The organism is Mesorhizobium sp. P160187, assembly GCF_057766425.1.
Genome location: NZ_JBYMDX010000003.1, coordinates 454,851 through 469,591 on the forward strand (window position 1 = coordinate 454,851; position 14,741 = coordinate 469,591).

At 64.3% G+C, this 14,741-nt stretch carries 10 protein-coding genes; 1 reads left to right on the forward strand and 9 read right to left on the reverse strand.

Annotated features, from left to right (window positions below; translation table 11 throughout):
• Positions 1 to 75: 75 nt before the first annotated feature.
• The 7 genes from AC3CCE_RS05515 to AC3CCE_RS05545 all read right to left on the reverse strand — a co-directional run bounded on the left by AC3CCE_RS05515 (position 76) and on the right by AC3CCE_RS05545 (position 11,070).
• Positions 76 to 1,350, reverse strand: coding sequence for an RNA polymerase sigma factor (locus AC3CCE_RS05515; protein WP_023707663.1), 1,275 nt, complete (start codon positions 1,348 to 1,350; stop codon positions 76 to 78).
• On the reverse strand, positions 1,347 to 1,721 hold the full coding sequence (locus AC3CCE_RS05520) for a YciI family protein (RefSeq protein WP_488377110.1): 375 nt from the start codon (positions 1,719 to 1,721) through the stop codon (positions 1,347 to 1,349). The genes AC3CCE_RS05515 and AC3CCE_RS05520 overlap by 4 nt, the downstream gene beginning before the upstream one ends.
• A gap of 82 nt (positions 1,722 to 1,803) precedes the next feature.
• Complete coding sequence (locus AC3CCE_RS05525) at positions 1,804 to 2,904, reverse strand: DNA topoisomerase IB (protein ID WP_023686314.1); 1,101 nt, start codon at positions 2,902 to 2,904, stop codon at positions 1,804 to 1,806.
• Between the two features lie 57 nt (positions 2,905 to 2,961).
• Positions 2,962 to 3,846 (reverse strand): transglutaminase family protein, encoded by an 885-nt coding sequence (locus AC3CCE_RS05530; RefSeq protein WP_352624256.1) that lies wholly within the window; start codon positions 3,844 to 3,846, stop codon positions 2,962 to 2,964.
• 1 nt (position 3,847) lies between these two features.
• Positions 3,848 to 6,259, reverse strand: coding sequence for a circularly permuted type 2 ATP-grasp protein (locus tag AC3CCE_RS05535; RefSeq protein ID WP_352624258.1), 2,412 nt, complete (start codon positions 6,257 to 6,259; stop codon positions 3,848 to 3,850).
• A gap of 6 nt (positions 6,260 to 6,265) precedes the next feature.
• Positions 6,266 to 9,625, reverse strand: a complete 3,360-nt coding sequence (locus AC3CCE_RS05540; RefSeq protein WP_352624260.1) for a transglutaminase family protein — start codon at positions 9,623 to 9,625, stop codon at positions 6,266 to 6,268.
• Between the two features lie 248 nt (positions 9,626 to 9,873).
• Complete coding sequence (locus AC3CCE_RS05545) at positions 9,874 to 11,070, reverse strand: acyl-CoA dehydrogenase (RefSeq protein ID WP_023751298.1); 1,197 nt, start codon at positions 11,068 to 11,070, stop codon at positions 9,874 to 9,876.
• 106 nt (positions 11,071 to 11,176) lie between these two features.
• On the opposite strand from AC3CCE_RS05545, the gene AC3CCE_RS05550 reads away from it, so the two are divergent.
• Positions 11,177 to 12,088 carry a LysR family transcriptional regulator gene (locus AC3CCE_RS05550; protein WP_023686321.1) on the forward strand — a complete coding sequence of 304 codons (912 nt, stop codon included), beginning with the start codon at positions 11,177 to 11,179 and terminating at the stop codon, positions 12,086 to 12,088.
• 11 nt (positions 12,089 to 12,099) lie between these two features.
• Here the strand turns inward: AC3CCE_RS05550 and AC3CCE_RS05555 are convergent, their stop codons facing one another.
• Together AC3CCE_RS05555 and AC3CCE_RS05560 are read right to left on the reverse strand one after the other, a co-directional pair.
• Positions 12,100 to 12,282: a hypothetical protein gene (locus AC3CCE_RS05555; RefSeq protein ID WP_023820690.1), complete on the reverse strand. Its 183-nt coding sequence runs from the start codon at positions 12,280 to 12,282 to the stop codon at positions 12,100 to 12,102.
• A 65-nt stretch (positions 12,283 to 12,347) separates the two neighbouring features.
• The gene (locus tag AC3CCE_RS05560) at positions 12,348 to 14,669 is read right to left on the reverse strand and encodes a Tex family protein (RefSeq protein ID WP_027049850.1); all 2,322 of its coding nucleotides are present in this window, start codon (positions 14,667 to 14,669) and stop codon (positions 12,348 to 12,350) included.
• Between the last annotated feature and the right edge of the window lie 72 nt (positions 14,670 to 14,741).

A 14,741-nucleotide genomic window follows, 5' to 3' on the forward strand; every position in this document is an offset into this window, starting at 1 on the left:
TCGTTTCAGGGGAAAATCGCCACCCCGGCATGGTCCAAGCCGGGATTGCACGATTGAGCCAGAGGAGGAACAGGCTTAGTGCGCTGTCTTCGCCGGCGCCTTCACGGCTCCGTCCCGCATCAGCCGGTCGATATGCATGCGGATATGGGCGGCTTCCGCTGCCGTGTTGGCCAACGCAATGGCGCGATCGAAGGCGACACGCGCCTCTTCGCCACGGCCGAGTTGCATCAACAGACCGCCCTTTAGGCCGAAGAAGTGGAAATAGCCGGACAGCCTCTCGCCAAGCGGCTCGATCATGGCAAGGGCAGCTTCCGGCCCGCGCACCTTGGCGACCGCAACGGCACGGTTCAGCGTCACCACCGGCGAAGGTTGCATCGCTTCCAGCAGGCTGTAGAGCAGGTCGATCTCAGTCCAGTCGGTCTCCTCGGGGGTTGCCGCCCGCGCATGAAGGGCGGCGATCGCCGCCTGCACCTGGTAGGGTCCGGGCTTCTGGTGGCGCAGGGCCTTGTCGACCAGCGCCAGGCCTTCGTCGATCATCTTGCGGCTCCACAGCGAGCGGTCCTGGTCGTCGAGCAGCACGATCTCGCCATTCTCGTCGAAGCGGGCCGGCGCGCGCGCATGCTGCAGCAAAAGCAATGCCGTCAGGCCCATGATCTCCGGCTCGGTCTGGAACAGCCGCAGCAACAGGCGCGCCAGCCGGATCGCTTCCTCGCAAAGCGGCGCACGCGCCGGCGCCTCGCCGCTGTTTGTGGAATAACCTTCGTTGAAGATCAGATAGACCATGGCGGCAACGGCGGCGAGCCGCTCCGAGCGCTCGACCGCTCCGGGCGTCTCGAACGGCACGCCGGCATCGGCAATGCGCGCCTTGGCGCGCGTGATGCGCTGTTCCATGGCGCTTTCGCCGACCAGGAACGCACGCGCGATCTGCTTGACGGTGAGACCGGAGACGATGCGCAGCGCCACCGCGATCTGCTGCGTAGGCGGCAGATCCGGATGGCAGCAGATGAACAAGAGCCGCAATATGTCATCACGGTAGTGCGCGCCGTCCAGCCGTTCGGCGATATCGCTCTCGGCATCTTCCAGGTCCGAGATCTGGTCCTCTTCCGGCATCGGCGCCTGCTTGGCGCGCTTGCGCACCGCGTCGATGCCGGTGTTGCGGCCGACAAAGATTAGCCAGGCCGCAGGATCGCGCGGCGGCCCGTTCTGCGGCCAGTTCTTGAGTGCCCTCAGGCACGCGTCCTGGAAAGCTTCCTCCGCCGTATCGAGATTGCGGAAATAGCGCAGCAGCGCACCCATAGCCTGCGGGCGGGCAGCGCTGATCGCCGAGCTTATCCAGGCGAGGTCTGTCATGTGGCTACTCTGGTTGGGTTGAAGACGGAAACCGGTCGGATCTCATAGGATCCGCCGCTGGGATTGACCTCGGAAAGCTCGCGCGCGAAGTCGACGGCTTCGTCGAGATCGGCGCATTCCAGCGTGTAGAAGCCGAGGAACTGTTCCTTGGTCTCGGCAAACGGGCCGTCGATGACGACCAATTCGCCCTTGACCTTGCGCAGCGTCGTCGCGGCGGTGGTGGGCAAAAGCCGCGCCACCGGCCCAAGCCGGCCGGCTTGAGCGTATTTTTCCTGCACATGCATGAGCTTTGCCATGACCTCGTCATCCTGTGCCTTGCTCCAGGAGGAGACGACATCTTCGGAGGCATAGCAGAGGATAGCGTAGAGCATGGGACGTCCTTTTCTGTCTCAAAGGACGAAACAGTAGGGCCTATGCCGACATGGCGTCGACAAAAAAGTTACGCCATTTTTGTCAGCCTTCGCTTGCCTTCAACCATCTCAGCACAAGGGCCTCTTCATCATCGAGACCGTCGATCGCTCGCTTGCGCTTGTTGGCCTCGGTCATTTCGCTAAGCAGCCGCCCTTCCACCCAGGCTTCGAAAACCTGTGGATGGATGTAGCATTTGCGGCAGACGGCGCGTGTGTTGCCGAGCCGCTCGGCCACCTTGTCGATGACGGCGTTCATTACACGCTTGGTCTGCGCCTGGCTTTCGGGAAGCTCCGTCCGCGCAAACAGCGACGCGGCATGGATGGTGCCGCCCCAGGTGCGGAAATGCTTGGAGCTGAAATTGGCGCCGATCGCGTCGCGGATATAGCGGTTGACATCGTCGGAGCGCACTCCATGCCTCTCGCCATCCTCGTCGAGATATTGGAACAGTTGCTGCCCCGGAATATCCTGCGCGCCGCGCACGACCCGGGCGATGCGGCGGTCGACCAGCTTCAATTTCCATTCCTTGCCGGACTTGCCCTTGAAGGCAAAGCGCAGGCTAGATCCCTTGATGTCGACGTGGCGGTCGCGTAGCGTCGTCAGCCCAAAGCTCTTGTTGTCGCGGGCATAGGCGGCATTGCCGACCCGGATCATCGTGTTGTCGAGCAGCCAGACAATTGCCGCCACGACGCGCTCGGCCGGCAGGCCACGGCGGCGCAGATCGGCATCGATCCGGCGGCGCAGCTCCGGCAGGCTTTCGGCAAAGGCGACAAGGCTGGAGTATTTGGCGCCGTCGCGCTCGGCGGCCCACAGCGGATGGTAGCGGTACTGTTTGCGCCCGCGCTGGTCGCGGCCGGTCGCCTGGATGTGGCCGGCGGGATCGGGCGAGATCCACACATCCGTCCATGCCGGCGGAATGGCCAGCGCCTTGATGCGGGCAATGGCTGCCGCGCCGACGGCCTGTCCTTTCGCGCCCTTGTAGGAAAAGCCTTCGCCCGCCTTCAGGCGCCGGATCCCCGGTTCGCTGTCGCTGATATAGGTGAGCGAGGCCTGTTCGGCAGCGGTCTGCGCGCCGTTCTTCGGCGCCCCATCGTCCCCCTGTCCGGCCGCCGACCGGCCGGATGGCGTCCCAGATTTGTCCAGCATGCCCGCTCCACGAGATTTTCTCGTAGATAAGCGCCAAGCCGACTGCTGGTTCCGCGCTCAAGCTTTTTCCAGCGCGACCGGGATGACGTCGACGGCCTGGTCGCCGACCTGGCCGCCGGTGGTTTTCAGCACGCCGACGATCGGAGCCACGTCGGAATAGTCGCGGCCATAGCCAACGGTGATGTGGTCGTTGCTGGCCCGTATGCCATTGGTCGGGTCGAATTCCTGCCAGCCGGCATCGCGCCCACACCACACCTTGACCCAGGCATGCATGGCATCGGCGCCTTCGAGCCGCGGCTTCCCTTTCGGTGGAATGGTGCGCAGGAAGCCGCTGACATAACCCGCAGGAATACCTAGCCCGCGCAGGCCGGCGATCATGATGTGGGAGAAGTCCTGGCACACGCCCCGCTTCAAACGGAAGGCATCGCTGGCCCCGGTACGCACCGTGGTCGCTTCCCCGTCATAGGTGAAGTCGCGGTGGATGCGGTTGCACAGATCGATGGCCATGCCGACCGTCGAGCCGCCGGCGCTGTCGCGGGCATAGGCGGTGATCGCCGCATCGATGCCGGCATGATCGCTGGCGGCGAGAAAGTGATGCGGTGCATCCGGCGCCAGTGACCGTACGGCGCCGAGTTCTTCCCGCAGGCGCTGCAGATCGGGCGACACGTCGAGCCCAGGCTCCGGCCGTGACACCGACACGCGCGCGCTCATTCTGATGTCGAGCCCGTCATGGACGTCGCGAAAGGCGATCGCGGTGACATTGTTGCCGAAGAAATCGGCAAAATCCGTGCGCTCCGATGGGGTCGGCACAAACGAAAGCGAGGCCGCGATCACGCGCTGCACGCCGGCAATGGTCGGCGGCAATACACGCACCTGATGCCGGCTGCCGCCGGCCGCGGCGTCATAATCGTAGCTGAGATGAAGCCTGATATCGTACAGCATGTTAACCGAAATACGCTTTAGCCAGGCTGCTATAGAGGTTGCCGATCTCAGTTGCGAGATCGTCCAGCACCTCCGCCGACATCTCCGATGGCTCCATGACGGCAATTGCCGTGTTGAGCTGCAGGATTTCCTTGGCCGCGACCGACATATGCCCCTCCGGCCCAACCGATGGCAACAGGCCGATCTCCGCCTTCAGCCGTTCGAGCTGGAACAGGATCGAGCGCGGGTTGAGTGGGTCGAGCGCCAAGAGGTCGATCACCGTGCGCCGTCCGGCCCGCACCGGATATTGCCGGCGGTGGGTCATGACGCTGTCGCCGATCTCCAGCATCATGTCGAGCGAGCCGTCCGGCGCACCGGACCTTGTCAGTCGGGCTAGCGTACCGGCGATCTGGATGCCGCGCTCGATCCGCCGGCCGATCTCGAGGAAACGCCAGCCGGTGAAACGGTACATATTCTCGTGCAACAGGCCGGAGAAACCGGCGAGCTTGCGCAGCATGACCGTCATCGCCCGTGTCGCGTCGTCACCCGGCGCCACCGTGGTGGCGAACTGATGAATGGTCTTCGACAGGTCCTTCAGCGCCAGCCAGCCATCGGGCGAAAAGCGGTCGCGGATCTGTCCGGCGCTGTAGACGGCGCTGTCCAGCGTGCCGATCAATCCGGGCGGAATGGCCGCTTCGAGATCGACGCCGAAGGGTTCGAGATAGTCCCTGATATCGGCGAGCAGCAGCATGTCAGGATCGGACGTCTCGGCCAGCCGCACATGATAGGCGCGCAGGATGCGAACCGTATCCTCCGAGCGCTCGATATAGCGGCCGAGCCAGGTCAGGTTTTCCGCCGCGCGGCTGGGCAGGCTGCCCGGCATGGTGCGGACGAAGCTGTCATGCTCCTGCGGCAGCAGCGTCTCGCGCTCGACCGACCGGTCGCTGACCACCCAGACGTCGGCCGCCTGGCCGCCGCGCTGCATGGCGATGGCCGTCGGGTCGAGCGAAAGGCCGACACGGGCGAAACCGCCCGGCATTACCGTCCAGCCATCGGGCGTGCGCGCCAGATAAACGCGCAGGCTTGCCGGTCGCGGTTCCAGCCAGCCGCCGACATAGACCGGCGTCGTCGACAGCGTCACCGCTTCCTGGCCGACGAAACCGCTGCCATCGCTCTCGATGCGCGCGATCAGCGCGATGCGTTCCTCCGGCGTCAGTGCCGAACCGAGCCTGGTCTGGCCGTCATCCTCGAAGGCCAGCCGCGTCGACAGCGCCGGACCGATCACCATGCGATCGATATTGGCAAGCACATGGGCCCGTTCGGTTGCTTGCCCGCACCACCAGGTGGCGACGCTTGGCAACAGAAGTTCTTCGCCGCGCAATGCGCGCGAAATCTTCGGCAGGAAAGCGAGCAGCGCCCGGGTTTCCATCAAGCCCGAACCCAGCGCATTGACCGTCGAAACCGTGCCGCGGCGGATCGCCTCGACCAGCCCCGGCGTGCCGATATGCGAGTCCGACCTCAGTTCCAGCGGATCGGCAAAGGCGGCATCGAGCCGCCGCCACAGCACGCTGATCGGCATCAGCCCGGAAACCGTGCGCACCATCAGCTTGCCGCCGGAGACGGTCAGATCCTCGCCCTCGAGCAGCATGATGCCGAGATAGCGGGCGATATAGGCGTGCTCATAATAGGTCTCGTTGAGCGGCCCCGGCGTCAGAATGGCGACGCGGCCGTCATTCTCCTTCGCCATGCCGATCAGAGCATCGCGAAAGCGACGGAAGAAACCGGCCAGGCGATGCACATGCATCTCGCCATAGATGTCGGACAAAGCCCGCGTCGTGGCGACGCGGTTTTCCAGCGCAAAGCCGGCGCCCGACGGCGCCTGCGTGCGGTCGCCCAGCACCCACCAGCTTCCATCCGGCCCACGGCCGAGCTCGAAGGCGCAAAAATGCAGGAAATGACCGCTGGCCGGCATGGTGCCGACGACGGGGCGCAAATATTCGGGGCTCGCCGCAATCAGGCCTGCCGGCAGGATTCCCTTCTCGATCAGCCGGTTCGGCCCGTAGATATCAGCGACTATCTCCTCGAAAAGGTCGGCCCGCTGGACGAGACCGGCGCTGATCCCTGCCCATTCCTTGTCTTCGATCAGCAGCGGGATATGCGCCAGCGGCCATTCGCGCTCATTGGCGCCGGCCTTGTCATAGACGCGGTAATAAACGCCGGCGTCGCGCAGATATTGGTCGGCGCGGGCAAAGCGCTGGCCCAGCTTTTCGGGACCCAGCTCCTCCAGCGCCTCGATGAAGGGCGCCCAGGCCGGACGCGGACGGCCCGAAGCATCGACCATCTCGTCGACGACGCCGTCAATCGGCTGGTAGTGCTCCAGCAGACTGTGCCTCAGCGGCTTGCCGCGGATCTTTTTCTGATTCCCCTTTGCCATCGCTGATCAGAGTCTTGCTGGCCGCCTGAGGTCAAGGGTCATGGGGAAGTCTTCAGAGGCTTCTTCATTGCGCAGCACATAGGCCGACGGCGTATGGCCGCGCGGCTCGAAGCGGGCGAGACGCCTCGCCTCGGCCTCATTGCCGTTGACCGGGAACGTGTCGTAGCTGCGCCCGCCTGGATGCGCGACATGGTAGACGCAGCCGCCCACCGCCCGGCCCGACCAGCGGTCGTATATGTCGAAGACGAGCGGCGTGTTGACCGGCAGCGCCGGGTGCAGGCCCGACGAAGGCTGCCAGGCCTTGAAGCGCACACCGGCTACCGCGACCTCGCGATTGTCGGTGACCTTCATCGGCACGATTCGGCCATTGCAGACAATGGCATGACGTTCCGGGTTGAGGCCTTCGGTCCTGGCCTGCAGCCGTTCGACCGAGGAGTCGACGAAACGCACAGTGCCGCCGATGGCGCCTTGCTCACCCATCACATGCCACGGCTCCAGCGCCTGCCGCAGTTCCAGCTTGATGCCGGCATGCTGGACTTCGCCGCAGAACGGAAAGCGGAACTCCAGCTGGGCATCGAACCATTCCGGCCGGAATTCGAAACCGTTGAGCTTGAGGTCGTCGAGCACGTCGAGGAAATCCGCCCAGACATAATGCGGCAGCATGAAACGGTCATGGAGCGAGGTACCCCAGCGCACGAAGCGGCCATCAAGCGGGTTCTTCCACGCACTGGCGATGATGGCGCGCACCAGCAATTGCTGCGCCAGCGACATGCGCGCATTGGGCGGCATCTCGAAACCGCGGAACTCGACAAGCCCAAGCCGGCCGGTCGGGCCATCGGGCGAAAACAGCTTGTCGATGCAGATTTCCGAGCGGTGCGTATTACCGGTGACGTCAGTCAACAGATTTCGGAACAGTCGGTCGACCAGCCAAGGCAGCGGTGGGTTCCCCTGGCCCGGATGCGGCACCTGCGCCATCGCGATCTCGAGTTCGTAAAGCGAATCGTGGCGCGCCTCGTCGAAGCGCGGCGCCTGGCTGGTCGGGCCGATGAACAGGCCGGAGAATAGATAGGACAGCGACGGGCGCCGCTGCCATTGTAGCACCAGGCTCTTCAACAGATCGGGCCGGCGCAGGAACGGGCTGTCATTGGGCGTTGCGCCCCCGACGACGACATGGTTGCCCCCGCCGGTACCGGTGTGGCGGCCATCGATCATGAACTTGTCGGCGCCAAGCCGCGTCTGCCGTGCTTCCTCGTAGATCGCCGTCGTCGTCGCCACGCAGTCCTGCCAGTTGGCAGCCGGATGGATGTTGACCTCGATGACGCCGGGATCGGGTGCCACCCTGATAACGTTGAGGCGCGGATCGTGCGGCGGTCCATAGCCTTCGATATGCACGGGAAGGCGGATCGACTTGGCCGCGTTTTCTGCGGCTGCGACCAGTTCGAGATAATCTTCCAGCGCCTCGACCGGCGGCATGAACACGCAAAGCCGCCCGTCGCGCGGCTCGACCGAAAGTGCTGTACGCACCGCGCCGCCGATCTCGGTGATCTCCTGCTCCACCCGGTCTTGCTGGCCGGTCGTCGCAGTGAACGATACCGCCTGCTGGCGCCGCGCCATCTCGTCGGCGCCTTCCAGTTCGGCCGGAGCCGGTTCTGGCAGTATGGCTTCCCGCGCCGGCAGCGGTCCACGCGGCAGCGACGGATCGACCGGCACGATATAGGGGAACTGTGCCGGCGGCACATAAGGCAGCGTGCCCAGCGGCAGGCGGTAGCCGACCGGGGAATCGCCCGGCACCAGGAACAGCCGCCCGCGCCGCGTCTTCCATTTCTCCGAGCGCCAGCGCGGGTCCGATGCCTGGCTGTTCCAGCGCTGGACCGGCAGCACATAGCCGGATGGCTTGGTCAGCCCGCGCTCGAACACTTTCGCCATGCGGCTGCGCTCTTCGGGGTCTTCCAGTTTGGAGTTGGACGGATCGACATTGTCGGGCAGCTTACCTTCCTTCAGCAGCCATTCGGCCGGGTCCTCATAGGCCTCGCTGACCATCGCCTTGTCGATGCCGAGTTCGCCGGCGATTGCCGTCAGCAGGCTTTTCGCCTGCTGCGGCCCGACCTTCGCATCGCTCTTTTCGCGCGCGATCAGCGACGGATCGCTCCATACCGGCTGGCCATCGGTGCGCCAATAGAGCGAAAAGGTCCAACGCGGCAGGCTTTCGCCCGGATACCACTTGCCCTGGCCGTAATGGAGGAAGCCGCCCGGCGCGAAGCGTTCGCGCAATTTACGGATCAGCGCATCGGCCTTTTCGCGCTTGGTCGGGCCGACGGCGGCGGTGTTCCACTCGGCGGACTCGAAATCGTCGATCGACACAAAGGTCGGCTCGCCGCCCATGGTCAGCCTGACATCACCCGCTTGAAGTGCGGCGTCGACCTTGTTGCCCAGCGCATCCAGCGCCTGCCAGCTTTCGTCCGAGAATGGCTTGGTGATGCGCGGATGTTCGGCAATGCGGTCGACACGCATGTCGAAGCCGAACTCGACATTGGCAAAGCTCGCCATGCCGGAAATGGGCGCGGCGTTGCGGAAATGCGGCGTGGCCGCCAGCGGCACATGGCTTTCGCCGGTGAGCAGGCCGGACGTCGGATCGAAGCCGATCCAGCCGGCGCCCGGCAGATAGACCTCGCACCAGGCGTGCAGGTCGGTGAAATCGACAGCGGTTCCGGCTGGGCCATCGAGCGCGACCAGATCGGGCTTCAGCTGGATCAGATAGCCGGAGACGAAACGCGCGGCGAGGCCGAGATTCCTGAGGATTTGCACCAGCAGCCAGCTCGAATCCCGGCACGATCCCTTTTTCGCGGCCAGCGTTTCCTCCGGCGAGAACACGCCGGTTTCCATCCGCACGATATAAGCGATCTCCCGCTGCAGCCGCGCATTGAGGTCGACGACGAAATTGACGGTGTTGGTGGCGCTACGGTCGATGGTTGCGAGGAAAGCAGACAGCAGCGGCCCCGCCGGCTCCGGCGTGCGGTAGATGGCGAGATCGTCCCTGATGTCTTCGGGGTACTCGAACGGGAAGGTCTCGGCCGATGGCTCGACGAAGAAATCGAACGGATTGTAGATCGTCATGTCGGCGACGAGGTCGACCTCGATCTTCAATTCCGTCACCGGTTCCGGGAAGACGAAGCGGGCCAGGAAATTGCCGTAGGGGTCCTGCTGCAGATTGACGAAGTGGTTCGCCGGCCCGACCTTCAGCGAATGGCTGAGCACCTTGGTGCGGGAATGCGGTGCCGGCTGCAGCCTGATGACCTGGGGCCCGAGAACCACCGGCCGGTCATATTTGTAATGGGTCAGGTGGTAGACGGCTGCCAGTATTGCCATGGGGCCCCGGAGATCGGCGTTTCTTCAGCCGAACCCTGACACATCTATTGGCCATTCTCCAAGCAGAGATGTTGCGCTGCACCTAAATTAAGCAGCCGAAGCCGGCTACGCTGTGTCGAGATTCAGGTCAGGCCGAGTCGAAAATGGCTGATACCGAGAACCGGAGCAGAGCGTACTTTTGGTACGCGAGCACCGGAAGCGCAGGTATCGGCCATTTGCAGGCCGGCCTCACTTGAATTCGGCACAGCTTAGAAAAACGCCTGTATCCCCGTCTGAGCCCTGCCAAGGATCAGCGCATGCACGTCATGCGTGCCTTCATAGGTGTTGACCGTCTCCAGGTTCTGCGCGTGGCGCATGACGTGGTAGCCGATCTGGATGCCGTTGCCGCCATGCATGTCGCGGGCCTGGCGGGCGATGTCGAGCGCCTTGCCGCAATTGTTGCGCTTGACGATCGAGATCATCTCCGGTGCCATCTTGCCCTCGTCCATCAGCCTTCCGACCCGCAAGCTGGCCTGCAGGCCCAGCGCGATCTCGGTCTGCATGTCGGCGAGCTTCTTCTGGAACAGCTGCGTGCCGGCGAGCGGCTTGCCGAACTGCTTGCGGTCGAGGCCATATTGCCGCGCCCGGCGCCAGCAATCGTCGGCCGCGCCCATCGCGCCCCAGGAAATGCCGTAGCGCGCGCGGTTGAGGCAGCCGAACGGACCGCCGAGGCCCTTGGCGTTGGGCAGCAGCGCATCTTCGCCAACCTCGACGCCTTCCATCACCACCTCGCCGGTGATCGACGCGCGAAGGCTGAGCTTGCCGCCGATCTTCGGTGCCGAAAGCCCCTTCATGCCCTTTTCCAGCACGAAGCCGCGGATTTCGTCCTTGCCGTTGTCGCCCTTGAGCTTCGCCCAGACGACGAACACATCGGCGATCGGCGCGTTGGAGATCCACATTTTCGAGCCGGAAATCCTGTACCCGTTCGCGGTCTTCTCGGCCCGCGTCTTCATACCGCCGGGATCGGAACCCGCATCCGGTTCGGTCAGGCCGAAGCAGCCGATCCATTCGCCGGAGGCCAGCTTAGGTAGAAATTTCTTGCGCTGTTCTTCCGAGCCATAGGCATGGATCGGATACATCACCAGCGACGACTGCACGGACATCATCGAGCGGTAGCCGGAATCGACCCGCTCGACCTCGCGCGCCACCAACCCGTAGGTGACGTAATTGGCGCCGAGCCCGCCATATTCCTCGGGAATGGTGATGCCGAGCAGGCCGGCCTCGCCCATCTCACGAAAAATGCCGGCGTCGGTCTTTTCCTCGAGATAGGCCTCCTCGATGCGCGGCGCGAGCTTGTCGGCGGCAAAGGCGGCCGCGCCATCGCGCACCATGCGCTCATCCTCGGAAAGCTGGTTCTCGATCAGGAAGGGGTCTTCCCAGACGAACGCGTTCTTGTCGGCGGCCATGGCTTCGCTCTCTCCCAAAATCTTGAAGTGCTCGGGCTTATCCACCTCCGCTTCGGAAAAATCAAACAAAATTGCATCACCGATCAATGAGGTTTAGTAATGGATCATGAACGTCCAACGCCGGCTTTTGCCCAGCACCAGCGCCCTTGCCGCCTTCGAGGCCGTGGCCCGCCTTGGCTCCTTCACCGCTGCCGCCCAGGAACTCGATTTGACCCAAGGGGCCGTCAGCCGCCAGATAGCCCTTCTGGAGGAACAGTTCGGCCGCCGGCTGTTCGAGCGCGACAGCCGCAATGTTCGGCTGTCCACGGCGGGCGAAATCTATGCCGAAGCCGTGCGGGCGGCACTCGGGCAATTGCGCGACGCCGCGCTCGGATTGATGAGCAATCGGCATAGCGGCATGCTGAACCTCGCCATACTGCCGACCTTCGGCACGCGCTGGCTGATGCCTCTGATCCCGGATTTCGTCGCAGAAAACCCTGACATCACCATCAACTTTGTCACCCGCATCGGCCGCTTCGACTTCGCCCGCGAGCGGCTCGACGCCGCCATCCATCATGGCCAGCCCGACTGGCCGGACGCCGATTCCACATTGTTGATGCGCGAAACCGTGATGCCGGTGGTTTCGCCCGACTTCCTTGCCAGCCGCGATATCACCACGGCGGCCGACATCAGCCGCCTGCCGCTGCTGCACATGGCGACGCGTCCCGGGGCCTGGGGCGAATGGTTCGAGGAACAGGGCTTGAGCGCACCGATCGGACCCGGCATGCAGTTCGAGCAATTCGGCACCGTTGCCCAAGCCTGCATGGCGGGGCTTGGCGTCGCGCTCCTGCCGCAAGTTCTTATCGCCGGCGAATTGCAGCGCGGTCAGCTCGTGCCGGCGCCGGGACAGCCGATGCAAAGCCGCAGCGCCTACTACCTCGTCGTCCCGAACGACAAGCGCGGCCACCCGCCCGTCGTCAGCTTTCGCGACTGGCTGCTGGGCCAGGTTGAGAAGGAACCGGCCGTTCTGGCCTGGTAGCTACTTCCGCTTCATCGGCACGGTTTCCGGCTGGAAGCGCAGCGTTTTTGCGACTTGCGTTCGGCAACTTTCGCATCGAGCTTGCTTTTGATCCGGGCGAAAGCCTGGTCTCCATCGACCGAACTGCCACTCGCCATGCCCTCGTCCCAAAGACGCCCCAACTCTTGGACACTCACTTTCTCGAAACTTGCCATATCGCGCGTATCTCCACACAAGGATGGTAGATAACGCTCTAGCGATTGCAAGGAACCATTCGAGGCTACTTCCGCTTCAAGGCATCGGCCAGTGCTGCGCCAAACGCGCCTTGCTGTGCCGGTCGTTCCGGCTGACGCCGCGGCATCGGCGAAGGTTGCGCCGGCTTGCCGCCGCCATTGTCGCGCGGCCCCTTCGGCATCCCGCCCTCGCCGCCGTCCTTGCGCATGGACAGCGCGATGCGCTTGCGCTTGATGTCGACATCGACGACCCGCACCTTCACCACGTCGCCGGCCTTCACCACCTCATGCGCGTCCTTGATGAAACGATCGGCCAGTTGCGAGACATGCACCAGCCCGTCCTGGTGCACGCCGATATCGACGAAGGCGCCGAAGGCAGCGACATTGGTGACGGTGCCTTCCAGAAGCATGCCGGGCTTCAGATCCTTGATGTCGTCGATGCCATCGGCAAAGGTTGCGGTCTTGAAGCCGGGGCGCGGGTCGCGGCCGGGCTTTTCCAGCTCGGCAATGATGTCGCGCACCGTCGGCAGGCCGAACCGTTCGTCAACGAAGACGCGCGGATCGAGCGCCTTGAGCGCGGCACTGTCTCCCATCAGCGAGCGCACATCGCGACCGCAGGCGGCGACGATCTTCTTGGCCACGCCATAGGCTTCCGGATGGACCGACGAGGCGTCGAGCGGCTCGCTGCCATTGGCAATGCGCAGGAAGCCTGCGGACTGTTCGAACGCGCGCGGTCCGAGCCGCGCTACCTTGAGCAGCTCCTTGCGGCTGGCGAACGGCCCGGTCGCATCGCGATGCGCGACAATGGCGTCGGCAAGCGAAGCGCCCAGGCCTGACACGCGGGCCAAGAGCGGCGCCGAGGCGGTGTTGAGATCGACACCGACGGCATTGACCGCGTCCTCCACCACCGCTTCCAGCGAACGGCCGAGCCGATACTGGTCGACATCGTGCTGGTATTGGCCGACGCCGATGGATTTCGGCTCGATCTTGACCAGTTCGGCGAGCGGGTCCTGCAGGCGCCTGGCGATCGACACCGCACCGCGCAGCGACACGTCGAGCCCGGGAAACTCAGCCGCCGCTGTCGCCGAGGCCGAATAGACCGAGGCGCCGGCCTCGCTGACGATCACCTTGAGCGGCTTTGGCCCACCATCCGAAGGCATGTCGGACAGCATGTCGGCGACCAGCTTTTCAGTCTCGCGGCTGCCGGTGCCGTTGCCAATCGAGATCAGCTCGACCTTGTGCAGGCGGATGAGCTTGGCGAGTTCCGCCTGTGTGCCGCGCACATCGTTCCGCGGCGGAAATGGATAGACCGTCGTCGTCGCCAGCACCTTGCCGGTGCCATCTACCACCGCGACCTTGACGCCGGTGCGGATGCCGGGATCGAGTCCCATGGTCGGCCGCGAGCCGGCGGGTGCTGCCAGAAGCAAATCCTTGAGGTTGCGTGCAAAGACATGGATCGCCTCTTCCTCCGCCCGCTCGCGCAGATCGCGCATCAAATCGAGCGTCAGGTGCAGCGAAAGCTTGATCCGCCAGGTCCAGCCGGCGACTTCCATCAGCCAGCGGTCGCCCGGCAGGCTGCCGCCGATGGCGTAGGCATTGGCGATCATCCGCTCGACCGGCTTCACCGGCGAGGCATGGTCGGCATCGACCTCGATGTCGAGCGACAACACCTCTTCGTTGCGGCCGCGCAGCATGGCCAGCGCACGGTGGCTCGGAACATTTGCCCAACGCTCGACATGGTCGAAATAGTCGGAGAATTTCGCCCCGGCCTCCTGCTTGCCGTCGACGACACGGGCACGCATGAAAGCGCGCTCCTTCATGTAGGTTCGCAATTTGCCGACCAGATCGGCATTTTCCGCAAACTGTTCCGACAGGATGTCGCGTGCGCCTTCCAGTGCGGCCTTGGCGTCGGCCACATCCTCGGTCACATAAGCCAGCGCCGCCTGGGCGGGCACCAACGACCGGTTGGCCAAAATAGCCTCCGCCAATGGCCCCAGCCCGCGCTCCCGGGCGATCTCGGCCTTGGTGCGGCGCTTGGGCTTGTAGGGCAGGTAGATGTCTTCCAGTTCAGCCTTAGTGGCGGCAGCCACAATTTTGGCCTCAAGTTCGTCGGTCAGCTTGCCCTGCTCGCGAATCGAACCAAGGATCGTATCGCGCCGCGCATCGAGCTCGCGCAGATAGGCCAGCCGCTCGGCAAGGTCGCGCAATTGCGTGTCGTCGAGCCCGCCGGTGACCTCCTTGCGGTAGCGCGCCACGAACGGCACCGTCGCGCCCTCATCGAGCAGCCCTATAGCTGCTGATGCCTGCTCCGACCGCGCCCCGATCTCTGCCGCGATGATGGATGCGATGCGTTTGCTGTCTGCTGCCATGCTGGTCCCTGTCGCAAAGAGCGGCGACCATAGGCGCTGATGTCCGTCCCGCCAACCGCAGTGTTCTCAAGC